We start from the raw sequence: 21,362 nt of genomic DNA on the forward strand, positions 1-21,362 counted from the left end.
CGTCACTTCCTTAACGTGGCGTTCAACCTTTGTTCGAGCGAGGTGAGGATATTTTGCGTCGTCGAATTCACCTCATCGTCATTAAGAGTGCGCGATGGATGCTGCCAGGTCAAGCCAACTGCAAGGCTTTTTCTATCAGGATCAATGCCTTTACCCTGATAAACGTCAAACAGCCTTAGATCTGTGAGCCATTCGCCTGCATTTTCACGGATTACGTCCAATACAGCCGAGGCTGCAACGTCTTTGTACGCGATCAGTGCAAGGTCACGACGCACTTCAGGAAAGCGCGACAACTCGTGGAATTTCGGCATTTTACCGAGTGCCACTTCCGCCAGAACCAGCTCGAAAACAAAGACTGGACGATCCAGACCCAAAGCTTTCGACAGTTCCGGGTGAATGGCGCCGATGAAGCCGACTTCACGCCCTTCGCGCTCAATGCGTGCGGTTTGACCCGGGTGAAGCGCCGGGTGTTTGCCCGGTGCGAAAGTGAACGAGTCCAGCGCACCGGCAAAACCCAGTACAGCTTCTACGTCAGCTTTGACGTCGAAGAAGTCCACAGTATCGCGACCCTGCGCCCAGCCTTCCGGCAGACGGCTACCGCAGACAACACCGGACAGCATCGGCTCTTGCTTCAGACCTTCCAGTTGACCAACGAAGCGCAGACCGCTTTCGAACAGACGCACGCGATCCTGCTGACGGTTCAAGTTGTGCTGCAACGCCTTGACCAGACCCGGCCACAACGACGAACGCATGGCGGCCATATCATTAGAGATCGGATTGGCCAGCAACAGCGGCTCGACGCCCGGATTGAACAGCTCGAACTGCTTTGGATCGATGAAGCTGTAAGTGATCGCTTCCTGATAACCGCGCGCCACCAGCAGACGGCGTAGCTCCGGCAGATCGCTACGCGCTTCAGCCTTGGCTTGTGGCGCTAGACGCGCTTGCGGGTAACGAACCGGCAGACGGTTGTAGCCGTACAGGCGAGCCAGCTCTTCGATCAGATCGACTTCCAGACTAATGTCGAAGCGATGGCTTGGCACTTCTACGCGCCACTGGCCTGCACCATCGGCGGAAATGTTCAGACCCAAGGCGCTGAGCAGACGCTCGACCTGCGCCGAATCCATTTCCATGCCGAGCATCTGGGTAATGCGCTGGGCACGCAGGGTGATCGGCGCGATCGACGGCAGATGTTGCTCGCTGACTGTCTCGATGATCGGGCCGGCTTCGCCGCCAGTGATTTCCAGCAGCAGGCCGGTGGCCCGCTCCATGGCTTCACGGGCCAGCTGCCAATCCACACCACGCTCGTAACGGTGCGAAGCATCGGTATGCAGGCCGTAGGAACGAGCTTTGCCCGCGACCGCGATCTGATCGAAGAACGCACTTTCCAGGAATACATCGCGAGTGGTCGCGGACACGCCGCTGTGCTCGCCACCCATCACACCGGCAATCGCCAGAGCGCGGGTGTGGTCAGCGATCACCAGCGTATCGCTACGCAGGCTAACTTCCTGACCGTCGAGCAGAACCAGTTTCTCGCCCTCTTCCGCCATGCGCACACGGATACCGCCATTGATTTCGGCAAGATCGAAAGCGTGCAGCGGCTGACCCAGTTCGAGCATCACGTAGTTGGTGATGTCGACGGCAGCGTCGATGCTGCGCACTTCAGCACGGCGCAGACGCTCAACCATCCACAGCGGCGTAGGTTTGGACAGGTCAACGTTGCGGATGACACGACCCAGGTAACGCGGGCATGCCGCTGGCGCCAGCACCTCCACTGAACGCACTTCATCGTGCACAGCGGGAATACTCATCACCACCGGACGGGTGACCGGAACGGCGTACAGTGCGCCGACTTCACGAGCCAAGCCGGCCAGGGACAGGCAGTCGCCACGGTTCGGGGTCAGGTCGACCTCGATGCTGGCGTCTTCCAGATCGAGATATACGCGGAAATCTTCGCCCACCGGCGCATCGGCCGGCAGCTCCATCAGACCGTCGTTGCCTTCACCGACTTGCAGCTCGGCTTGCGAGCAAAGCATGCCGTTTGACTCAACGCCGCGCAGCTTGGCCTTCTTGATCTTGAAGTCGCCTGGCAACTCGGCACCGATCATGGCGAACGGAATCTTCAGGCCCGGACGCACGTTTGGCGCACCGCATACGACCTGGAAGGTTTCCGCACCATTACTGACCTGGCACACGCGCAACTTGTCAGCGTCAGGGTGTTGCTCGGTGCTCAGCACCTCGCCCACCACCACGCCACTGAATACACCGGCGGCCGGCGTAACGCTATCGACCTCAAGACCGGCCATCGACAGACGAGCAACCAGCTCGTCGCGATCTACCTGCGGGCTAACCCAGCCACGCAGCCATTGTTCACTGAATTTCATCCTGCTCTCCTAAGAATTCGTTACGACTAGCGAAATTGCGCGAGGAACCGCAAGTCGTTGTCGAAGAACAGACGCAAGTCGTTCACGCCGTAACGGAGCATGGCCAGACGCTCGACGCCCATACCGAAAGCAAAGCCGGAGAACTCTTCCGGATCGATGCCGGACATGCGCAGCACGTTCGGGTGAACCATGCCGCAGCCCATCACTTCCAGCCAGCCGGTCTGCTTGCAGACGCGGCAGCCTTTACCGCTACACATCACGCATTCCATATCGACTTCAGCGGATGGCTCGGTGAACGGGAAGTACGAAGGACGGAAACGTACGGCCAGTTCTTTCTCGAAGAACACCCGCAGGAACTCTTCGATGGTGCCTTTGAGATCGGCAAAATTGATGTCGCGATCGACCAGCAGGCCTTCGACCTGGTGGAACATCGGCGAGTGGGTGATATCGGAGTCGCTACGGTACACACGGCCTGGGCAGACGATGCGGATCGGTGGCTGCTTCGATTCCATGGTGCGGACCTGTACCGGCGAGGTATGGGTGCGCAGCAGCATGTTGGCGTTGAAATAAAAGGTGTCATGCATCGACCGGGCCGGGTGATGGCCTGGGATGTTGAGCGCTTCAAAGTTGTGATAGTCGTCTTCGACCTCAGGACCTTCGGCGATGCCGTAGCCAATGCGAGTGAAGAACTGTTCAACACGCTCCAGAGTCCGGGTCACCGGATGCAGACCACCGGAGGTCTGACCACGGCCCGGCAACGTCACATCAATGGACTCGGCGGACAGTTTGGCAGCCAGTTCGGCTTCTTCAAACAGGGCCATGCGCGCATTGAGAACGCCTGTTACACGCTCCTTGGCAACGTTGATCAGGGCGCCAACTTGTGGACGCTCTTCTGCCGGCAAATTCCCCAGGGTCTTCATCACCTGAGTCAATTCGCCCTTTTTGCCAAGGTATTGAACCCGGATTTGCTCCAGGGCATTGATATCTTCAGCGCTTTGCACAGCCTCTAGAGCTTGAGAGACCAGCGCGTCCAGGTTTTCCATGTACAGACTCCAGATACAAAATAGGGGAAGAGCTTGAAGGCTCTTCCCCTATTTAAGACGTTTACCACCTGGCCCCACGGAAGTGAGACCGGGTGATTGTCGGGGGTACTTAAGCCAAGGTGGCTTTAGCTTTCTCGACAATCGCAGCAAACACCGCTTTTTCGTTCACTGCCAGATCAGCCAGAACCTTACGGTCGATCTCGATGGACGCTTTTTTCAGGCCAGCGATGAAACGGCTGTAGGACAGACCGTTAACACGTGCACCAGCGTTGATACGAGCGATCCACAGAGCGCGGAACTGACGTTTTTTCTGACGACGGTCACGGTAGGCGTATTGGCCTGCCTTGATTACCGCTTGCTTGGCAACACGGAATACGCGCGAGCGTGCGCCGTAGTAGCCTTTAGCAAGTTTCAGAATTTTTTTGTGACGTTTACGGGCAATGACGCCACGCTTTACACGAGCCATGAGTTACTTCCTCTATTCTTGACTAAAATTAACGAAGGCGCAGCATGCGCTCGACTTTTGCCACGTCAGACGGATGCAGCAAGCTGCTACCGCGCAGTTGACGCTTACGCTTGGTCGACATTTTAGTCAGGATGTGGCTCTTGAAAGCGTGCTTGTGCTTGATACCGTTAGCAGTTTTCAGAAACCGCTTAGCAGCACCACTTTTGGTTTTCATTTTTGGCATGTTCGGATACTCCGCATTCAGTTGATAAACATAATCAGAAGGCCTGCCGTGCCCTGATGATTACTTCTTCTTTTTCGGGGCGATGACCATGATCAGTTGGCGTCCTTCCATCTTAGGATGCTGTTCGACCGAACCGTACTCGAGCAGGTCAGCTTCAACCCGCTTGAGGAGTTCCATCCCCAGCTCCTGGTGGGCCATCTCACGGCCGCGGAATCGCAAGGATACCTTGGCCCTGTCCCCATCACTCAGGAAACGTACCAGGTTGCGCAGTTTTACCTGGTAATCCCCTTCTTCCGTCCCTGGACGAAACTTGATTTCTTTTACCTGAATCTGCTTCTGGTTCTTCTTCGCCGCTGCAACCTGTTTCTTCTTTTCGAAGATAGATTTGCCGTAATCCATCACCCGGCAAACCGGTGGGATTGCGTCGGCAGAGATTTCTACCAGATCAAGCTTTGCTTCTTCAGCAATACGAAGCGCTTCATCAATCGAGACGATGCCAATCTGCTCGCCATCAGCGCCAATTAACCGAACCTCGCGTGCCGAGATATTCTCGTTGATCGGGGCTTTCGGTGCAGCTCGTTTATCTTGTCTCATTTCACGCTTAATAATAATTACTCCGAATCTGGGCGACCACGCCGGGAAACCGCTTGCGCGAGAAACTCAGCGAACTGGGCGACGGGCATCGAGCCCAGGTCAGCACCTTCACGAGTACGCACAGCGACAGTCTGCATCTCGACTTCCTTATCTCCGATAACCAAAAGATAGGGAACCTTGAGCAAAGTATGCTCGCGGATTTTAAAGCCGATCTTTTCATTTCTCAAGTCGGACTTGGCACGAAATCCGCTTTCGTTGAGAGTTTTTTCTACTTCTGCAACAAAATCTGCCTGTTTATCAGTGATATTCATGATCACCGCCTGGGTTGGCGCGAGCCACGCAGGGAATGCACCTTCGTAGTGCTCGATCAGAATCCCGACGAAACGCTCGAAGGAACCGAGGATCGCACGGTGCAACATCACTGGGTGTTTGCGGCTGTTGTCTTCGGAGACGTATTCAGCGCCCAAACGGACAGGCAGGTTAAAATCGAGCTGCAAGGTACCACATTGCCAGACGCGACCGAGGCAATCTTTCAGCGAGAATTCGATTTTCGGACCATAGAACGCGCCCTCACCCGGCTGCAGATCGTACGGCAGGCCCGCAGAATCAAGGGCTGCAGCCAGTGCGGCTTCAGCGCGATCCCACAGCTCGTCGGAACCGACGCGTTTTTCCGGACGAGTGGACAGCTTCATCTCGACATCGGTAAAGCCGAAGTCGCGATATACGTCCATGGTCAGCTTGATGAACGCAGCGGATTCGGCCTGCATCTGCTCTTCAGTACAGAAGATATGGGCGTCGTCCTGAGTGAACCCACGCACGCGCATGATGCCGTGCAGCGCGCCCGATGGCTCGTTACGGTGGCAGGCACCGAACTCGGCCAGACGCATCGGCAGCTCGCGGTAGCTCTTCAGGCCTTGGTTGAACACCTGCACGTGGCAAGGGCAGTTCATCGGCTTGATGGCGTAGTCGCGGCTTTCCGACTGCGTGGTAAACATGTTGTCGGCGTAGTTGGCCCAGTGCCCGGATTTCTCCCAAAGGCTGCGATCAACGACTTGCGGCGTCTTGATCTCAAGGTAGCCGTTGTCACGCTGCACCTTGCGCATGTATTGCTCGAGCACTTGGTACAGAGTCCAGCCGTTCGGGTGCCAGAACACCATGCCCGGTGCTTCTTCCTGGGTATGGAACAGGCCCAGACGCTTGCCGATCTTGCGGTGATCGCGCTTTTCAGCTTCTTCGATGCGCTGGATGTAAGCCGCGAGCTGCTTCTTGTCCGCCCAAGCGGTGCCGTAAACGCGCTGCAACTGCTCGTTTTTGGCGTCGCCGCGCCAGTAGGCGCCCGACAGCTTGGTCAGCTTGAAGGATTTCAGGAAGCGCGTGTTCGGCACGTGCGGACCGCGGCACATGTCGACGTATTCTTCGTGATAGTACAGGCCCATCGCCTGCTCGTTCGGCATGTCCTCGACCAGACGCAGCTTGTAGTCTTCGCCGCGGGCCTTGAACACTTCGATCACCTCGGCGCGCGGAGTGACCTTCTTGATGACGTCGTAATCTTTTTCGATCAGCTGCTGCATGCGCTGCTCGATGGCGGCCATGTCGTCCGGAGTGAAAGGACGCTCGAAGGCGATGTCGTAATAGAAGCCTTCGTCGATGACCGGCCCGATCACCATTTTGGCAGTCGGGTACAACTGCTTGACCGCATGGCCGACCAGGTGCGCGCAAGAGTGGCGAATGATCTCCAGCCCCTCTTCATCCTTTGGCGTGATGATTTGCAGCGTCGCGTCGCTGTCGATGATGTCGCTGGCGTCAACCAGCTTGCCATTGACCTTGCCGGCCACGGTGGCTTTGGCCAGGCCTGCACCAATGGATGCGGCGACCTCGGCTACGGAAACCGGGTGATCGAATGAACGTTGACTGCCGTCGGGAAGAGTAATAGTTGGCATGGCGCCTCCTCTCCTAGTGGTGACCCCTACCAAAGGTCACGTGGGTTGGGATGAGCCAGTACAAGATCCGATCCAGGCCATTCAATGACGAACGCCTGCCTTACAGCGGCAGGAGCCTTGCGGCCAACCGGAAAACCGAACCAGAGTGACTGGGATTCAAATCAGAATGTTCGCACGCTGACCGCAGCCGGGACGGAAAGTCATCCGGTGCCTGTAAACGCTTGAGCCCGGCATGCTAGCACAGATGAGCGGTCACTTATGCCTCTGTTTGAGCAGAAGGCAAATCGTCCGTTTTTATGCCAGAGTGCTGAACTTGAGAGGCCTTTACCCCCTCAGATAACAAGACATTGACCCACAAGGAGCATCCTCGCATGCGTCTGAACACCTTATTCGCCGTAGTCGCCCCTATTGTTCTGTTGATGCCGCTGGCCGCTCACGCTGATTGGCCGAAGGGCGAACGCGAGAAATACATGGCACAGTGCACCCAGGCGGCTACTCCACAAATCGGCGCCGCTGCTGCCAAATCTCACTGTGCCTGTGGTGCAGATGCCATCAAGTCTTATCCGGCCAGCGACATTCAGGCGTTGATGGACAACAAGGCTACGCCTGAATTGAAGCAGAAAGCGCTGGGCCAAATTGCCAAATGCAAAGCCAACACCCCGGCAAAAAAGTAAGTAAAAAGCACTTCTGACTCGGCTCAGCGCCCCTGAAAACGGCTGAATTTGAGCCTTTTCGGACGATTTATGCAGGTTTTACAGGTTTTTTTATTGTCTTTACTTTTCGCTAAAAGCCTTTGAAACCGGGGCTTTCAGCGTACAAAGGCAGCAAAGAAAACACGACTGATTGGCAAACAGCACGTCCGGGGGGCTACCAAAGCGAACATTTCGACTATGATACCCGGGTGTGCCCAGTTGGCCTGAGCAGCACAGTACTGAAAAATATATGTTTCTTGGAGATACACCATGTCTAATCGCCAAACCGGCACCGTTAAGTGGTTCAACGATGAAAAAGGCTTCGGCTTCATCACTCCTCAAGGTGGCGGTGACGACCTGTTCGTACACTTCAAAGCTATCGAATCCGACGGTTTCAAAAGCCTGAAAGAAGGCCAGACCGTCTCTTTCGTGGCTGAGAAAGGCCAAAAGGGTATGCAAGCTGCACAGGTTCGCCCAGAGTAATTTCTGAGCAGAACTAAAAAAACCCCGTCCATGTGACGGGGTTTTTTATGCCTGAAACAAAAGCGCTCGGCGATCAGCCGCAGTTGACGCGGGTAACCACCAGAGCGTTATCGGTATTCAGGTTCAAGCGATCGGAGCGGTATTCCAGGGTGATCATGTCATCGGGCTTGAGGAAGCGTGCGTTTTGCGCACCGGCTTTCGCTCGGGCCTGCTCCAATAGTGCGGGCGAAGCTTTCTTGCCAATGGCGAACTCCGCTGCCGTCGCTTCACAGCGGCTACCAGCTTCTGGCGCCACAGGATCCTTTGCCGACTCGCTGGAGGTCGTACTGCAACCGGCCAACATGGCAGCGGCCATAAGTGCACCCAGTGTCGCGAACTTCAAAGGCATGAAGCCTCCTTACTTTCAAATGATTAAGCTGAGATCGTGCGACCGCCAATGCGGCGTTTGGTTTCATGACAAATGCCATCCCCCTGCCCCACGACCGGAAAAACGCCGAGTTTGCCTGAGCAGCCCTCACCCCTTCATCAATCAATCGTGACTGAATATTAACGAGCTCAGTAGACGTCGATGTAGTCGTAAGGTGGATTCGGCCAGTTGTCTTTGAGCGCATTGAAAATCTGCATCACCCACACTTCGTCGCTGGCCGCGACATTTCCCACATAGCCTGAACCCTTGGCCCAGGTTTCCAGACGAAACAACAGGCCATCAATGTCCTGACCGCCCGTCACGCCCGAAGAAATATACGCAATACCGCCCTTGGTCACGCGCAGTTGCGTGTGCTCATCATCGCTGGCCGACGCCAGCAATTGGCGTACGGCATCAAGCGTAAGGCCGTCAGGGGTATTCAAATCGATCTGCACAGCACGATCCTTGGATAAGCCGGAAAAGACCAAGTGTCGCATAGCGTTGTGCTCATGCCTAAGTCGCAGTGCCAAACGAGCGACAAAGTGGTTAACTCGTCCACCGACATTCCCGACCTTTCGAGCGCACTCATGAGCACCGTAAGCATCACCGCCGACATCAAAGTCCTGTGGCCGAAAGGGCACAGTTCATACAGCCCGGGCAGTTCGGAAGAGCTGGCATTGATCAGTATTGATCTGCTGGTCAAAACGATGGGAACACAAGGCGCGCAAACGTTTATAGCCCAAGTGTTCGAGAGGTATCAGCACGACCCAAAGGGCAAACCGGACACCGAGAGAGAGTAGCGACCCGCAGGCTGGCACCTGCGGGTCTTTGCCTTACTTCAGGCGTTTCAGGCGCTCAGTCAGCAGATCGAAGAAGCCTTGGGCATCACCATTCTCGACCCAGAATGCATTTTTCGGTTGTTTCAGGCCGTCGTACCAATCAACGACGGTCTGACCGAAAGTGATCCCTTCACGGCTATCAACAGCCACGTTAACCGAGCGACCGGTGAACAGTTCCGGCTTCAGCAGGTAAGCGATGACGGTAGCGTCATGCACCGGGCCGCCCGGGATACCGTAATGCTCCATATCCCCTTTGATGTACTCGTTGAGAATGTCGCCGACAATCTTGCTCGCATTGTTGTTGAGCGCTGCAATCTGCTTGAGGCGCGCATCGCTGGTGAGAATCTTGTGGGTCACGTCCAGCGGCAGGTAGGTCAGCTTCACGCCGCTCTTGAGTACCACTTCAGCCGCTTGCGGATCGGCAAACAGGTTGAATTCAGCCACCGGGGTGATGTTGCCACCGTTGAAGTGCGCACCACCCATGATCACCACTTCCTTGATGCCCTGAACAATCTCGGGCTCCTGGATCAGCGCCAGCGCCAGGTTGGTCTGCGGACCGAGCATGGCGATGGTGATGCTGTGCGGCTTGGCTTTTTTCAGGGTGTCGATCAGGTAGTTGACCGCATTGCCTTCAGCCAGGCCTTTTTTCGGTTCATGCACGGTGACACCCGACAGGCCTTCCTTGCCATGGATGTTTTCGGCGTAGATCGGCGTACGCATCAGCGGTTTCGGCGCACCGGCGTACACCGGTACATCCTCGCGCCCTGCCCACTCGCGAGCCAGACGCGCATTACGCGACGTCTTGTCGAGGCGCACGTTGCCGGCCACGGTGGTCAGCGCACGAATATTCAGTTCGTCCGGCGAGGCCAGGGCGAACAGCAAGGCGACCACGTCGTCGGCACCCGGATCAGTGTCGATGATCAGGTCGATTTTTTCCGCCGCATGAGCGCCGGTTGCAGTTATCACGGACAAAAGCAGCAGACTCCGGACCAGTTGATGCAGTTTTTGAGCATAGCGTTGCATGGCGCATTCCTTGTGCAGATGAAATCGAAAATCAGAACGTAACCCCAGCGACCAGAACGATGTTGCAGTACGGCTGACATTCGCCTGTACGAACAATCGCTCGTGCCTGTCGGCTGAGAACCTTGAATTGGTCGTGACTGAGCAGATCGCGACGCCCCAGTGCGCCCTCTTCATTCAACGCCTCCAGCGTGGTGAGCGCCGTCGGCTGCTTATCGAAAATCTCTTTGGCCAACGCATGGCTTTCCACCTGCATTTCGCTGAGCAGCACTTTCAACGTGGTGACGAAATCCGGAACGCCGTGGGTCAGCGCCAGATCAATCAATTCGACACCGGGCGGCACCGGCAACCCGGCGTCACCGATGACCACCATGTCGCCATGGCCCAGGGAGGCGATCAGCCGCGACAGCGCGACATTGAGCAGAGGAGTCTTTTTCATGCGGGTTTAAAGGCCTGTACGTCGGACATTGTTGGGATAGAAGGCTGCGCGCCAGCGCGAGTCACTGACAATGCAGCGGCAATCTGCCCGTAGCGAATCGCTTCAGCTTCGGACTTGCCAGCGGCCAGGGCAGCGGCAAAACCACCGACAAAGGTATCCCCTGCCGCCGTGGTATCGACGGCTTTCACTTTGGGGGCAGGAAAATGCTCGAAGCCTTTGCCGTTGGCGAACAATGAGCCCTCGGCGCCGAGGGTGATGATGACTTTGCCCGCACCCATCGCGATCAAGTGACTTGCAGCGCTTTCTGCGGTTTCCAGCGAATCGACCGGCAGGCCGCTCAATGCAGCGGCTTCGCTTTCATTGGGAATCAGATAATCGATGGCCGCGAACCAATCCGACGGCAACGTGCGGCTGGCTGGCGCGGGGTTGAGGATCACCGTCTTGCCCAGCGCACGCGCGCGCTTGAGCGCATGGCCCACCGTCGCATCCGGAATTTCAAGCTGACAGATGACAACATCGGCAGCCTGTAGCACGGCGTCGAACCGGTCGATCACCGCCGGTGTCATCGCGCCGTTGGCTCCGGCGACAATCACGATGGCGTTCTGACTGTTGTCATCGACCACGATCAACGCCACGCCACTGGAATCCTCGACGACGCTCACCGCCTGGCAGTCAATCTGCTCAGCCAGCAAGGCATCACGCAATTGCACGCCATAGTCGTCATTGCCGACACAACCGACCATCGCCACTTGTGCACCCAGTCGCGCGGCAGCCACTGCCTGATTGGCACCCTTGCCGCCGGACACGGTGGCGAAGGAGTGACCGATCAGCGTTTCACCGCCCCGGGGCAACCGTGGCGCCCGGGTCACCAGATCCATGTTCAGGCTGCCTATTACCACTACATTTGCTGGCATACATCATTACTCGTCAATTCGGTTTCAGCGATATTCGGTGAACACGCCGGACAGCGGCGCGGTCGACTCGCGCAGGACAATACTCGGGGTCACGATCCTTTGATCCGTGCCCAGAGTTGGAGTAGCAAGTCTTCGCAGCAGCACCTCGGCCGCCATTTCGCCCAACTGCAGGATTGACTGGCCGACGGTAGTGAGTGCCGGATAGACATAACGGCTCATCTGGATATCGTCGAAGCCGATCACCGACAGATCACTCGGCACCCGCACGTTACGCTCTGCCGCTGCACGCAGCACACCGATACCAATCATGTCGTTACCGGCGAAAATCGCGCTCGGCGGGTTGCTCTCGAGCAGGATCGCCGCGGCGTTGTAACCACCGGTACTGGTGAAATCACTTTCCAGCATGCGCGCCTGACGTATTTCTATGCCCGCCTCTTTCAGCGCCCGGCAATATCCGGCCTGACGCATCTGCGCCACGCTGGTGCTCGCCGGACCGCCGATTGTTGCAATATCGCGATGGCCAAGCTCCAGCAGATGGCGGGTGGCGAGATAGGCGCCGTATTCGTGGTCGATGCGTACCAGATCGGCATCCACGCCATCAAGGCCACGGTCGACAATCACCATGGGCGTCTTCACCCCGGCCAACCCTTGCGCCAAACCACTTTCACCGCCCGCCGAAGCGACGATCAACCCATCGATACGTTTTTCCAGCAATACGCGCAAATAGCTGCGTTGCTTTTCCGGGTTGTCATCGGAGTTGCAGAGGATCACGCAGTAGCCGTTACGCTCGCAGTAATCCTCGATGCCCCGCGCCAGTTCGGCGAAGTACGGGTTGAGGCTGTTGGGCACCAAAAGGCCAATGGTTGCCGTGGTCTTGGCTTTCAACGAGCGCGCCACCGCGCTCGGCACATAGTCGAGGCTCTTGATGGCCGCCTCGACTTTGCGCCGCACTTCCTGACTGACCGGCCGGGTATTGTTCACCACATGCGACACGGTCGTGTAGGAAATCCCCGCGAGGGCCGCCACATCCTTGATCGTCGCCATGGCTCAGCCCCGCCGACTGGCGCGCTGGCTACGATAGGTATCGAGCACGACCGCGATGACAATCACTGCACCGGTGATGATACGTTTGGTCGGTTCGGTCGCACCGATTTGCGCCAGACCCGCTGCCAGCACGGAAATGATCAACACCCCAAAGAACGTGCTGATTACCGAACCGCGCCCGCCCATCAGGCTGGTCCCGCCGATCACCACAGCAGCAATCACTTGCAACTCCAGACCGGAGCCGGCGTTCGGGTCAGCCGCTTCCAGACGAGAAATCTGGAACAGCGCGGCGATACCGGCCAACAACCCCATCAGGCTGAACACCAGAATCTTGTAAGGCTTCGGATTGATCCCCGCCAGCCTTACCGCCTCTTCGTTGGTGCCGATGCCGATCAGGTAGCGACCAAACACGGTGCGAGTCAAAACCGCCTGGGCCATGAAGATCACCAGCAAGGCAATGATGAACGAAGGCGAGATGCCGAATGCGATCGGGTTCGACAGCCAGGCAAAAGAATCACCGATATAAGCCGTGCGCGAACCAGTCATCTGGTACGCCAGGCCGCGAGCCATTTCCAGCACGCCGAGGGACACGATGAACGATGGAATCCGCCAGGCAACGGTGATCGAACCAGTGACGGTGCCGGCCAGCGCCGCTACCGCCATGCCCAGCAGCGCCGACGGCAGAACACTCCAGCCCCAGCCGAGAATGGCGACACTGACCGTTGATGCCGCCAATGCCAGCACCGAGCCCACCGAAAGGTCGATGCCGCCGATGATCAGCACGAAGGTCATGCCGACTGCCAGCACCATCAGATCGGGAATCTGGTTGGCCAGGGTGCTGAAGGTGTTATAGGACAGAAAGTGGCTGCTCAAGATCGAGAACAGCGCGACCATCGCCAGCAAGGCACCGGCCAGCCCCAGATAAGTACCCAGCCCGTAAAAATTGCCACTACGTTTGCCGGCAGGAGATGCAGTTTTCATGGGAGATCCCTAGGCGCCGCTTCGTTGAGCAACGCATCACGTTTTTGGTAGCCGGCGAACGCGGCGGCAAGCAAATCATCCTGGGTCCAGCTGTCGCGCTCGAAGGTATCGATCAGACGACCTGCGGACAGCACGCCGATCCGGTCGCAGATCAGCATCAATTCACGCAGGTCACTGGAGACCACCACCAGCGCTTTGCCCTGGCGAGTCAATTCACCGAGCAAGGCATAAATGTCGAACTTGGCACCGACGTCGATGCCACGAGTCGGCTCATCGAACAGCAGCACCGAACAATCACGCTCCAGCCAGCGACCAATCACAACCTTCTGCTGGTTCCCCCCGGAAAGCTCTGACACCAACTGGGTCGGGCTCGAACTGCGGATGCGCATGGCATCGATCTGCCGTTGCGCCAAGGCGATCTCGTCGCCATTGTTAACGAAACCGCCACTGGAGATTTCCGGCATGTTGCCCAACGCGATGTTGGCGCTGATCGACTGACTGAGCAGCAAGCCTTCGCCCTTGCGGTCTTCGGTGATCAACGCGATGCCATTGCGTACCGCATCGACCGGCGAACGCACACTCACAACTTGTGCGGGCGAGCCCAACGATATCGTGCCGCTGTCGGCGACATCGGCACCGAAAATCAGCCGCAGCAATTCCGTGCGCCCTGCCCCGATCAGCCCGGAAATCCCGAAGATCTCTCCGGCGCGCACTTCGAACGAGACGTCGCGCACCTTGTCGGAACGCGTCAGACCCTTGACCGTCAACGCCGGGGCGCCAATCTTGCGCGGGCCCATGTCGATGTGTTCACCCAGTTCACGACCGACCATCAGCGTGACCAGTTGCTCGCTGTTGTAATTGGCCATCGGTTCGACGCAGACCAGGTTGCCGTCACGCAACACGGCAATGCGCTGGGCAACACGGGACAGCTCTTCGAGGCGGTGGGAAATGTAGATGATCGAGACGCCGCGCGCCTGCAAACGAGTGATCTGCTCAAAGAGCATTTCAACTTCACGCGCCGTCAGCATCGCGGTGGGTTCGTCGAGAATCAGCACATGGCAATCGCCGATCAGGTTCCGGGCGATTTCGACCATCTGCTGATGCCCGATCCCCAGCTCGCCGACCAACGTATCCGGATCGATCGCGTCGAGACCGACTTGCGCCATGGCTTCGATAGCGGCTTTACGCAACTGCTTGCGGCTGATCCAGCCACCATTGCTTGGCAGATTATCGAGAAACAGATTCTCCGCCACCGACAGCGTCGGCAACAGATTGAGTTCTTGCATGACCATGCGTACGCCAAGGTCTTCTGCCTGGGTACGACTGCCCGGGCGATATTCTTTGCCCTGAAACTGCATATGGCCCGTGGTCGGAGTGACCAGACCGCCAATGATCTTCGAAAGCGTGCTTTTACCGGCGCCATTCTCGCCAGTGAGCGCCAGCACTTCACCGCGCATCAGCGTCAAATCGATGCCGGTGAGCACCGGTTGCGCATAGGTCTTACCGATACCGCTGACCGAGAGGACAGCGTTCGGGGCGGAAACTGACATAAAAATCTCCATGCGCTCGCCCGGACGGACGAGCGCCGTTGTGTCGCCAGAGGACTTACTTGGTGACCAGCTCGACCGGCGTTTCGATCACGCCATTGGCACCGCTGTCGACTTTCTCGCCCTTGATGATTTTCAGCGCGGTCTCGATGCCGAACACGGCTTGTTTGGCGGCATATTGGTCGGCAGTCGCCAGTACGCGACCATCCTTCAACATTGGCTTGATGGCATTGATGTTGTCGTAACCGACCACCTGCACCTGGCCTGCCTTGCCGGCGGCGCGTACGGCGGAAACGGCACCGACGGCCATGCTGTCGTTACCCGCCAGCAACGCTTTGACTTGCGGATATTCGCTGAGAATCGACGCGGCAACCTTGTTGCCCTTGTCGATTTCCCAGTCGCCGGACTGCAGGGAAACAACCTTGATTTGCGCCGCGTCCATCGCATCCTTGAAACCGGCGGTACGCTGCTGGGCGTTGGTCGTGGTCGACACGCCTTCAATGATGCCGACTTCGTCACCGGCCTTGAGCTGTTTGGCCAGGTATTCACCGACCAGACGCGCACCTTTGCGGTTGTCCGGACCTACGAATGGCACGCTGATGTTTTTGCTTTTGACGATTGCCGGATCAAGCTGGTTGTCGATGTTGATCACGGTGATACCGGCGTCGACTGCTTTCTTGATCACCGGCACCATGGCCTTGGAATCGGAAGGCGCGATGACCAGCGCATTGACCTTGGCCAGAATCATTTGCTCGACGATGCGGGTCTGGCCGGCGGTGTCGGTTTCATCCTTGATGCCGTTGGAGATCAGGTCGAAATCGGCGGAGTGTTCTTTCTGGTAGGCCTTGGCGCCGTCTTCCATGGTCAGGAAGAATTCGTTGGCCAGAGATTTCATGACCAGTGCGACTTTGGGTTTTTCAGGGGATTCGGCGAACGCCGAAGAGACAGGCAGTGCAGCGGCTGTGGCAGCCAGCATAGCGACAGCAAGAAGACGTCCAGCAAATGGCAGCTTCATGGGTTCACTCCGATCTTATGATTATTGTAAGCAACGCTTGCGCTGGCGTAATCTACATTACTTTGCCGATGACAGAATGCCCCGACGAACGTCGCGCAAACGTTTGCGTAGACCGAACTATGCGAATCCCGCCGACATTTGTCAACAATCAGAAATCGTCATGTATTGTAGGGCGAATCTGCTGATCCGCCCGGTCGCTGTTTATGCCGTGGTGCTGACCAGGTTACCGCTGGTGGAACCCTTGGACATCTCTTTCAGCAGCGCCGCCGATACTTCCATCATTGCGCCGCTGGTTTGCGCGATCTGCCCCTGAATGGACATGACTGCCTGCGACTTGGCCTCTGGCGTCGGATAGCTCGCAGCCTGCGCGGCAGCGAGTTGCTGTTGCTGCTCCTGCATTTGCTTCTGTAATTCCTGCATGCGTTTGAGCAGCATCTTGACGGTAATGCTGAGATTATCGCTGCTTTCAGTCTTGCTCGCTTCCTGCGCGGGACCACCGGTTCTGACCTGATTACTGCTTTCTTCCTCGGTGCCCAGCGCCTCGGCGGAGGCATCCGCTTCGGCTTCATTTATTGCATTGATCGTCGCTGCGGTCTTACCGCCAATGGTGACAGCACCGGGATTTGCAATGCCGATCGTCAGTGACATGTGAACTCCTTAAATTTTAATTTCCTTTAACACCCATCGGCCTGCGCGAAGGATTCTTTAGCAGGAATTCCACAACCGGCAACCCGATCTGTTCGACAGGGGCAGTAGTCCTTTTCGGTGAGCCGAACGCGAAAGCGACCATTGTTCGGAAATCCGGATAAACGATTCATCAGGAACCTCACCGAGTCATAAAATCTTGATGTAAATCATCAGCTTAAACATTTCTCTAACGCAAAGTACGGCTGGTACAGATCCTGCTCCCTTCACCGCACCCCGCGCACCCAGATCGGCACGGGGCGCATCTAGATGAACCTGCATCAGCACCGTCTCACTACTAGAGAGAAAAATAATGACATCTGCTTTGAAAAACTTCGTTCCGGGCGCTTTGGCCCTCCTTTTACTCCTGCCGACTGCCCTTCAGGCAAAAGAAGTCGAGTCCCAGACCAAACTGGCCAACGTCGTGGTGCTCGCCACGGGTGGCACCATCGCCGGAGCTGGCGCCAGTGCCGCCAACAGCGCCACTTATCAAGCTGCCAAGGTCGGCGTGGAACAACTGATCGCCGGCATTCCCGAGTTGAGCAAACTGGCCAATGCGCGTGGCGAACAAGTCATGCAGATCGCCTCGGAAAGCATCACCAACGACAATCTGCTGCAACTGGGCCGTCGCGTTGCCGAACTGGCCGACAGCAAAGACGTTGACGGCATCGTCATCACCCACGGTACCGACACCCTGGAAGAAACCGCTTACTTCCTGAACCTCGTTGAGAAGACCGACAAGCCGATCATCGTTGTCGGCTCCATGCGTCCAGGCACTGCGATGTCGGCTGACGGCATGCTCAACCTGTACAACGCCGTGGCCGTGGCCAGCAGCAAAGAAGCACGCGGCAAAGGCGTACTGGTGACCATGAACGATGAAATCCAGTCCGGTCGCGACGTCAGCAAAATGATCAACATCAAGACCGAGGCGTTCAAGAGCGCCTGGGGCCCACTAGGCATGGTGGTTGAAGGCAAGTCCTACTGGTTCCGCTTGCCAGCCAAGCGTCACACCATGGACTCGGAATTCGACATCAAAAACATCAAGAGCCTTCCTGACGTAGAAATCGCCTATTCCTACGGCAACGTAAGCGATACCGCCTACAAGGCACTCGCCCAGTCCGGCGCCAAAGCCATCATCCACGCCGGCACCGGCAACGGGTCGGTGTCGTCCCGCGTGGTTCCGACCCTGCAGGCCCTGCGCAAGGATGGCGTGCAGATCATCCGCTCGTCTCACGTCAACGCTGGCGGTTTCGTTCTGCGTAACGCCGAACAGCCTGACGACAAGTACGACTGGGTTGTCGCTCACGACCTGAACCCACAAAAAGCCCGCATTCTGGCGATGGTCGCTTTGACCAAAACCAACGACAGCAAAGAGCTGCAACGGATGTTCTGGGAATACTGATTGACCTCCGCCCGACCAATCCCGGTCGGGCACCCTTCGCTCCATTCACCTGCCTGGCAAATGGAGCGTCGCCTACAGCACGCAAGCATTTCCCCTACAAAAAAATCGACACACCTCACACCAAAATCGGAAAACCGCTGTCAGAGGATTTTCTTGAATTTTAAGCAGTTGCGAAATTGCCTACAGTTAAATACTGTATGCACGTACAGCTTAATAAGGATAACCTCGTGGCCACCTCCCCTGATGCTCCTGACGCTTATGAACGCATGGGTATGCGCGTTCAAAAAATCATCAATTCCCCCACAGCGCAAAAATCCAAAGCCGCATTGATCTTCCGCTTGCCGGACGAACCAATGGATGAGTGGGAGCGCCTGCTCGAGGAAATCGACGAGAACGACAACGTCACCCTCGCCTATCGCGACGATGGCGGCGTGCAGATTTTTTGGGTTGTGCCGAAGGAAGATTGATTCAATGATTGTCCGCTGTTTTGCTTTGCTGCTGCTGTTCATCGCCATGGGCGCCCAGGCCGGCGCGCCCCGCACATTTTCAGAAGCCAAGAAGGTCGCGTGGAAACTGTATGCACCGCAGTCCACCGAGTTTTATTGCGGGTGTAAGTACACCGGCAACAAAGTTGATCTGAAGGCGTGCGGTTACGTACCGCGCAAAAATGCCAAGCGTGCGTCACGCATCGAGTGGGAACACATCGTGCCGGCATGGCAGTTCGGCCACCAGCGCCAATGCTGGCAGGAAGGCGGACGCAAGAACTGCACCCGTTATGACCCGACTTATCAAAAGGCAGAAGCCGACCTGCATAACCTGGTACCAAGTATTGGCGAGGTCAACGGCGACCGCAGCAACTTCAGCTACGGCTGGTTGCCGGTGCAATCCGGTCAGTACGGCTCGTGCCTGACCCAGGTCGACTTCAAGGCCAAGAAGGTCATGCCCCGCCCTTCGATTCGCGGCATGATCGCCCGCACCTATTTCTACATGAGCAAGCAGTACGGCTTGCGCCTGTCGAAACAGGATCGGCAATTGTACGAAGCGTGGGACAAGACTTATCCGGTGCAAGACTGGGAACGCCAGCGCAATCAAAGCGTGGCGTGCGTGATGGGGCGCGGCAATGAGTTTGTCGGCCCGGTGAACATGAAAGCCTGCGGCTGATCGCAGCGTGAAAAAAAGGCCTCGAATGTTATGTTCGAGGCCTTTTTTGTGGCTAGCTTCCAGACTTGTTGTAACGCCAATACCCCATCAGATTGAGCGACTCGCGAGGAATGCCGCACTCCTTGATCAGGTATTTGCGCAAGCTCATGACTGCCGCACTTTCACCGGCGACCCAGCCGTAAAATCCTTCAGGGGCGCTAGCGGCAATTTCCCAGAGAATATCCTTGTCGATATCGACATCGGCCAACTCGACTGCCCGCCCCTCTGACGACGCATGAACGGGTAGCGTTGCCCCGCGCACCGCTTCAATCATCAGCGCTCCCGCGACGGTTTCACTAGCCTGATCACGAATCAGCCATCGCACTGACAGTCCCGGCCAGTCAGGAACGGCGAGCACGTCCTGCGCGCTATCCACCTCAAAGAATGCCTGGACTTGAGGCGGCTTATTGAGCGCCGCCAACTCATCGAGAATACCCATGGCCGCCGGCAGCGCGGTGGCGTCGGCGACGAGCAGAACCTGTTTGAGAATTTGCGGTGGCTTCCATTCGAATCCACCGGCATCCTGCGCCGAGAAATGGCTGTCGGGCGCAAGGATCTGCATCGACTCACCGGGTTGAGCCCGTAGCGCCCAACGCGATGCCGGGCCGTTCTCGCCATGCAGGACGAAATCGATATCTACCTCGCCTTGCTCAGCGCGCAGGTGACGGATTGTGTAGGTGCGCATCGCAGGACGTCGATCCGCCAGCATCGCCCGGAAGCGAGCGAACCAACCTTCATCTTGAGAAAGCCGTGATGGCGACCCGTCGGCGGCAGGGAAAAACAGCTTCACCCTTTGATCCGGCGCCCAAGTCGCCATTTCATTGACGGACGGGCCGCAAAGGGTGATCCGCATCATATGCGGGCTCAACTGCGTTTTACGATGCAAGGTGACATCGAACAACTTGTAGGGATTGGCGGAGGCCATGGGGAGCTCCTTCTGGAAATCATCAGCGACTTGAATAGGAACGAATCGCAGTTGACAACCTTTAGGCAGCTCCACCAGATGAATCGTTTACGGCGTGAGCGGATGCTCAACCAACACGGACTCAACATTCTGCTTTTTGGCCTTCACCAATGCAGCATCCACCTGCACCTTACGAGCTTCCGCCTCGGCCTGGGAGTTGAACGGGCCAATCAGAATCCGCGTTTTGCCGCTGCCATCCTTGATGACCGTCGGAACGAAAGCATGCTCGATCAACCAGCCGCTCAGGTCACTGACGGCTTGAGGGGTTTCACCGCGCACCTCAAGGTCCCATTGAGGGGCGGCGGCAACCGCAGGAGCGCTCGCGACTGTCGTTTTCGGTTTCTGCGCGTCTACACCTTTGCCTTCACCACATCCTGCCAATGCCAGTGCCGCGACCATCCAGACCAATTTGCGCACAACGCTTTCCTCGAAAATCTCAAAGCGGCGATCTTATCATTCATAAATACTTCGTGAGCCCCGCAAAATGGGCACAAAACAACGAGATTGATGATTGCAGCCTCTGTATAGTTACGCCCTGGGAATTAATGCCGCATCTGCGCGTCAGAAAGAGGCACCCAAACCGTGAGACTTCGCACTAATCTATACGTACCACCGACCTCTGCACTGTCTGAATCAGGTGCCCTACAAAGCAATCAAGGAGAAGACCATGCTGATACTCACCCGCAAAGTCGGTGAAAGCATAAACATTGGTGATGACATCACCATCACCATTCTGGGCGTTAGCGGCCAGCAAGTACGAATCGGCATCAACGCTCCGAAAAACGTTGCCGTGCATCGTGAAGAGATTTACCAGCGCATTCAGGCTGGCCTGACCGCCCCGGACAAGCCACAAACTCCCTGAGCCGCCCCGCAGTCAGTAGCCAGTTCGTTTGCCTCGTGTAATGACTGGCTAGAGATACACGCGCCGTATTGCCATCCGCTCCCCACTCTGTTGGGCACGGCGCCTGACACGCGACCTCCTTCCCTCTCAACGCTTTACCGCATCCCTATCCTTCGTTGCCGAGCGATATTACCCGCCATTTTTAGGGCTGGCTGTCGGACGTTTCCGATAGAGCGCAGAGAAT

Annotated in this window: 25 protein-coding genes; 7 read left to right on the forward strand and 18 right to left on the reverse strand. The window is 57.0% G+C overall.

The window, feature by feature from the left end:
* Nucleotides 1–2 precede the first annotated feature (2 nt).
* The 6 genes from pheT to thrS form a co-directional block, all read right to left on the reverse strand.
* Entirely contained in the window at nucleotides 3–2,381 is a 2,379-nt protein-coding gene (gene pheT / locus AC3WMT_RS21160) for a phenylalanine--tRNA ligase subunit beta (RefSeq protein WP_103304895.1), read from the reverse strand.
* Between the two features lie 26 nt (nucleotides 2,382–2,407).
* Nucleotides 2,408–3,424 (reverse strand): phenylalanine--tRNA ligase subunit alpha, encoded by a 1,017-nt coding sequence (gene pheS, locus AC3WMT_RS21165; protein ID WP_003226365.1) that lies wholly within the window; start codon nucleotides 3,422–3,424, stop codon nucleotides 2,408–2,410.
* A 109-nt stretch (nucleotides 3,425–3,533) separates the two neighbouring features.
* A complete protein-coding gene (gene rplT, locus AC3WMT_RS21170) occupies nucleotides 3,534–3,890 on the reverse strand; it encodes a 50S ribosomal protein L20 (RefSeq protein WP_007913489.1) in 357 nt (118 codons plus the stop codon).
* Nucleotides 3,891–3,918: 28 nt separating this feature from the next.
* Nucleotides 3,919–4,113 carry a 50S ribosomal protein L35 gene (rpmI, locus tag AC3WMT_RS21175; RefSeq protein WP_002553160.1) on the reverse strand — a complete coding sequence of 65 codons (195 nt, stop codon included), beginning with the start codon at nucleotides 4,111–4,113 and terminating at the stop codon, nucleotides 3,919–3,921.
* A gap of 60 nt (nucleotides 4,114–4,173) precedes the next feature.
* Nucleotides 4,174–4,725: a translation initiation factor IF-3 gene (gene infC / locus AC3WMT_RS21180; RefSeq protein ID WP_171057393.1), complete on the reverse strand. Its 552-nt coding sequence runs from the start codon at nucleotides 4,723–4,725 to the stop codon at nucleotides 4,174–4,176.
* On the reverse strand, nucleotides 4,725–6,647 hold the full coding sequence (gene thrS, locus AC3WMT_RS21185) for a threonine--tRNA ligase (protein WP_103304894.1): 1,923 nt from the start codon (nucleotides 6,645–6,647) through the stop codon (nucleotides 4,725–4,727). The genes infC and thrS overlap by 1 nt, the downstream gene beginning before the upstream one ends.
* 371 nt (nucleotides 6,648–7,018) lie before the next feature.
* On the opposite strand from thrS, the gene AC3WMT_RS21190 reads away from it, so the two are divergent.
* Entirely contained in the window at nucleotides 7,019–7,321 is a 303-nt protein-coding gene (locus AC3WMT_RS21190) for a hypothetical protein (RefSeq protein WP_103304893.1), read from the forward strand.
* Between the two features lie 288 nt (nucleotides 7,322–7,609).
* Nucleotides 7,610–7,822, forward strand: coding sequence for a cold-shock protein (locus AC3WMT_RS21195; protein ID WP_003179963.1), 213 nt, complete (start codon nucleotides 7,610–7,612; stop codon nucleotides 7,820–7,822).
* 73 nt (nucleotides 7,823–7,895) lie between these two features.
* On the opposite strand, the gene AC3WMT_RS21200 is transcribed toward AC3WMT_RS21195, so the two are convergent.
* Together AC3WMT_RS21200 and AC3WMT_RS21205 are read right to left on the reverse strand one after the other, a co-directional pair.
* Nucleotides 7,896–8,210, reverse strand: a complete 315-nt coding sequence (locus AC3WMT_RS21200; protein ID WP_103304892.1) for an I78 family peptidase inhibitor — start codon at nucleotides 8,208–8,210, stop codon at nucleotides 7,896–7,898.
* Nucleotides 8,211–8,377: 167 nt separating this feature from the next.
* Nucleotides 8,378–8,683: a hypothetical protein gene (locus AC3WMT_RS21205; protein WP_007913485.1), complete on the reverse strand. Its 306-nt coding sequence runs from the start codon at nucleotides 8,681–8,683 to the stop codon at nucleotides 8,378–8,380.
* Nucleotides 8,684–8,815: 132 nt separating this feature from the next.
* Between AC3WMT_RS21205 and AC3WMT_RS21210 the strand changes: the two genes are divergently transcribed.
* Nucleotides 8,816–9,028, forward strand: a complete 213-nt coding sequence (locus AC3WMT_RS21210) for a hypothetical protein (protein ID WP_103304938.1) — start codon at nucleotides 8,816–8,818, stop codon at nucleotides 9,026–9,028.
* A gap of 33 nt (nucleotides 9,029–9,061) precedes the next feature.
* Here AC3WMT_RS21210 and AC3WMT_RS21215 read toward each other — a convergent pair whose 3' ends face one another.
* The 8 genes from AC3WMT_RS21215 to AC3WMT_RS21250 form a co-directional block, all read right to left on the reverse strand.
* Nucleotides 9,062–10,090: a nucleoside hydrolase gene (locus tag AC3WMT_RS21215; RefSeq protein ID WP_103304891.1), complete on the reverse strand. Its 1,029-nt coding sequence runs from the start codon at nucleotides 10,088–10,090 to the stop codon at nucleotides 9,062–9,064.
* A 31-nt stretch (nucleotides 10,091–10,121) separates the two neighbouring features.
* Nucleotides 10,122–10,526 (reverse strand): D-ribose pyranase, encoded by a 405-nt coding sequence (gene rbsD / locus AC3WMT_RS21220; RefSeq protein ID WP_103304890.1) that lies wholly within the window; start codon nucleotides 10,524–10,526, stop codon nucleotides 10,122–10,124.
* Nucleotides 10,523–11,440 carry a ribokinase gene (rbsK, locus tag AC3WMT_RS21225; RefSeq protein WP_103304889.1) on the reverse strand — a complete coding sequence of 306 codons (918 nt, stop codon included), beginning with the start codon at nucleotides 11,438–11,440 and terminating at the stop codon, nucleotides 10,523–10,525. Before rbsK ends, rbsD begins: the two co-directional genes overlap by 4 nt.
* Nucleotides 11,441–11,464: 24 nt before the next feature.
* Entirely contained in the window at nucleotides 11,465–12,484 is a 1,020-nt protein-coding gene (locus AC3WMT_RS21230) for a LacI family DNA-binding transcriptional regulator (protein WP_103304888.1), read from the reverse strand.
* Between the two features lie 3 nt (nucleotides 12,485–12,487).
* Complete coding sequence (locus AC3WMT_RS21235) at nucleotides 12,488–13,465, reverse strand: ABC transporter permease (RefSeq protein WP_103304887.1); 978 nt, start codon at nucleotides 13,463–13,465, stop codon at nucleotides 12,488–12,490.
* A complete protein-coding gene (locus AC3WMT_RS21240) occupies nucleotides 13,462–15,015 on the reverse strand; it encodes a sugar ABC transporter ATP-binding protein (protein WP_103304886.1) in 1,554 nt (517 codons plus the stop codon). Before AC3WMT_RS21240 ends, AC3WMT_RS21235 begins: the two co-directional genes overlap by 4 nt.
* Nucleotides 15,016–15,070: 55 nt before the next feature.
* Complete coding sequence (locus tag AC3WMT_RS21245; RefSeq protein ID WP_103304885.1) at nucleotides 15,071–16,027, reverse strand: sugar ABC transporter substrate-binding protein; 957 nt, start codon at nucleotides 16,025–16,027, stop codon at nucleotides 15,071–15,073.
* Nucleotides 16,028–16,228: 201 nt separating this feature from the next.
* Nucleotides 16,229–16,675: a hypothetical protein gene (locus AC3WMT_RS21250; RefSeq protein ID WP_103304884.1), complete on the reverse strand. Its 447-nt coding sequence runs from the start codon at nucleotides 16,673–16,675 to the stop codon at nucleotides 16,229–16,231.
* Between the two features lie 349 nt (nucleotides 16,676–17,024).
* Between AC3WMT_RS21250 and AC3WMT_RS21255 the strand changes: the two genes are divergently transcribed.
* From AC3WMT_RS21255 to AC3WMT_RS21265, 3 genes are all read left to right on the forward strand, one after another.
* Nucleotides 17,025–18,113 carry an asparaginase gene (locus AC3WMT_RS21255; protein WP_103304883.1) on the forward strand — a complete coding sequence of 363 codons (1,089 nt, stop codon included), beginning with the start codon at nucleotides 17,025–17,027 and terminating at the stop codon, nucleotides 18,111–18,113.
* A gap of 197 nt (nucleotides 18,114–18,310) precedes the next feature.
* Nucleotides 18,311–18,580, forward strand: coding sequence for a DUF1654 domain-containing protein (locus tag AC3WMT_RS21260; protein ID WP_103304882.1), 270 nt, complete (start codon nucleotides 18,311–18,313; stop codon nucleotides 18,578–18,580).
* A gap of 4 nt (nucleotides 18,581–18,584) precedes the next feature.
* Entirely contained in the window at nucleotides 18,585–19,274 is a 690-nt protein-coding gene (locus AC3WMT_RS21265) for an endonuclease (RefSeq protein ID WP_103304881.1), read from the forward strand.
* Nucleotides 19,275–19,326: 52 nt separating this feature from the next.
* On the opposite strand, the gene AC3WMT_RS21270 is transcribed toward AC3WMT_RS21265, so the two are convergent.
* Nucleotides 19,327–20,238, reverse strand: a complete 912-nt coding sequence (locus AC3WMT_RS21270; RefSeq protein ID WP_103304880.1) for a siderophore-interacting protein — start codon at nucleotides 20,236–20,238, stop codon at nucleotides 19,327–19,329.
* An 87-nt stretch (nucleotides 20,239–20,325) separates the two neighbouring features.
* Nucleotides 20,326–20,694 (reverse strand): SPOR domain-containing protein, encoded by a 369-nt coding sequence (locus tag AC3WMT_RS21275; RefSeq protein ID WP_103304879.1) that lies wholly within the window; start codon nucleotides 20,692–20,694, stop codon nucleotides 20,326–20,328.
* Between the two features lie 250 nt (nucleotides 20,695–20,944).
* Between AC3WMT_RS21275 and csrA the strand changes: the two genes are divergently transcribed.
* On the forward strand, nucleotides 20,945–21,139 hold the full coding sequence (gene csrA / locus AC3WMT_RS21280) for a carbon storage regulator CsrA (RefSeq protein ID WP_003179932.1): 195 nt from the start codon (nucleotides 20,945–20,947) through the stop codon (nucleotides 21,137–21,139).
* Nucleotides 21,140–21,362 lie beyond the last annotated feature (223 nt).

Source organism: Pseudomonas sp. FW305-7 (assembly GCF_058786735.1).

What these genes read in the sequence shown, in the direction of transcription:
- AC3WMT_RS21190 (WP_103304893.1), top strand. Translation starts at nt 7,019, where the DNA reads ATGCGTCTGAACACCTTATTCGCCGTAGTCGCCCCTATTGTTCTGTTG.
- rbsK (WP_103304889.1), bottom strand. Translation starts at nt 11,440, where the DNA reads ATGCCAGCAAATGTAGTGGTAATAGGCAGCCTGAACATGGATCTGGTG.
- AC3WMT_RS21195 (WP_003179963.1), top strand. Translation starts at nt 7,610, where the DNA reads ATGTCTAATCGCCAAACCGGCACCGTTAAGTGGTTCAACGATGAAAAA.
- pheT (WP_103304895.1), bottom strand. Translation starts at nt 2,381, where the DNA reads ATGAAATTCAGTGAACAATGGCTGCGTGGCTGGGTTAGCCCGCAGGTA.
- AC3WMT_RS21250 (WP_103304884.1), bottom strand. Translation starts at nt 16,675, where the DNA reads ATGTCACTGACGATCGGCATTGCAAATCCCGGTGCTGTCACCATTGGC.
- rpmI (WP_002553160.1), bottom strand. Translation starts at nt 4,113, where the DNA reads ATGCCAAAAATGAAAACCAAAAGTGGTGCTGCTAAGCGGTTTCTGAAA.
- csrA (WP_003179932.1), top strand. Translation starts at nt 20,945, where the DNA reads ATGCTGATACTCACCCGCAAAGTCGGTGAAAGCATAAACATTGGTGAT.
- pheS (WP_003226365.1), bottom strand. Translation starts at nt 3,424, where the DNA reads ATGGAAAACCTGGACGCGCTGGTCTCTCAAGCTCTAGAGGCTGTGCAA.
- AC3WMT_RS21230 (WP_103304888.1), bottom strand. Translation starts at nt 12,484, where the DNA reads ATGGCGACGATCAAGGATGTGGCGGCCCTCGCGGGGATTTCCTACACG.
- AC3WMT_RS21265 (WP_103304881.1), top strand. Translation starts at nt 18,585, where the DNA reads ATGATTGTCCGCTGTTTTGCTTTGCTGCTGCTGTTCATCGCCATGGGC.
- AC3WMT_RS21215 (WP_103304891.1), bottom strand. Translation starts at nt 10,090, where the DNA reads ATGCAACGCTATGCTCAAAAACTGCATCAACTGGTCCGGAGTCTGCTG.
- AC3WMT_RS21200 (WP_103304892.1), bottom strand. Translation starts at nt 8,210, where the DNA reads ATGCCTTTGAAGTTCGCGACACTGGGTGCACTTATGGCCGCTGCCATG.
- rbsD (WP_103304890.1), bottom strand. Translation starts at nt 10,526, where the DNA reads ATGAAAAAGACTCCTCTGCTCAATGTCGCGCTGTCGCGGCTGATCGCC.
- AC3WMT_RS21210 (WP_103304938.1), top strand. Translation starts at nt 8,816, where the DNA reads ATGAGCACCGTAAGCATCACCGCCGACATCAAAGTCCTGTGGCCGAAA.
- AC3WMT_RS21240 (WP_103304886.1), bottom strand. Translation starts at nt 15,015, where the DNA reads ATGTCAGTTTCCGCCCCGAACGCTGTCCTCTCGGTCAGCGGTATCGGT.
- AC3WMT_RS21260 (WP_103304882.1), top strand. Translation starts at nt 18,311, where the DNA reads ATGCACGTACAGCTTAATAAGGATAACCTCGTGGCCACCTCCCCTGAT.
- AC3WMT_RS21235 (WP_103304887.1), bottom strand. Translation starts at nt 13,465, where the DNA reads ATGAAAACTGCATCTCCTGCCGGCAAACGTAGTGGCAATTTTTACGGG.
- AC3WMT_RS21255 (WP_103304883.1), top strand. Translation starts at nt 17,025, where the DNA reads ATGACATCTGCTTTGAAAAACTTCGTTCCGGGCGCTTTGGCCCTCCTT.
- AC3WMT_RS21245 (WP_103304885.1), bottom strand. Translation starts at nt 16,027, where the DNA reads ATGAAGCTGCCATTTGCTGGACGTCTTCTTGCTGTCGCTATGCTGGCT.
- AC3WMT_RS21270 (WP_103304880.1), bottom strand. Translation starts at nt 20,238, where the DNA reads ATGGCCTCCGCCAATCCCTACAAGTTGTTCGATGTCACCTTGCATCGT.
- thrS (WP_103304894.1), bottom strand. Translation starts at nt 6,647, where the DNA reads ATGCCAACTATTACTCTTCCCGACGGCAGTCAACGTTCATTCGATCAC.
- rplT (WP_007913489.1), bottom strand. Translation starts at nt 3,890, where the DNA reads ATGGCTCGTGTAAAGCGTGGCGTCATTGCCCGTAAACGTCACAAAAAA.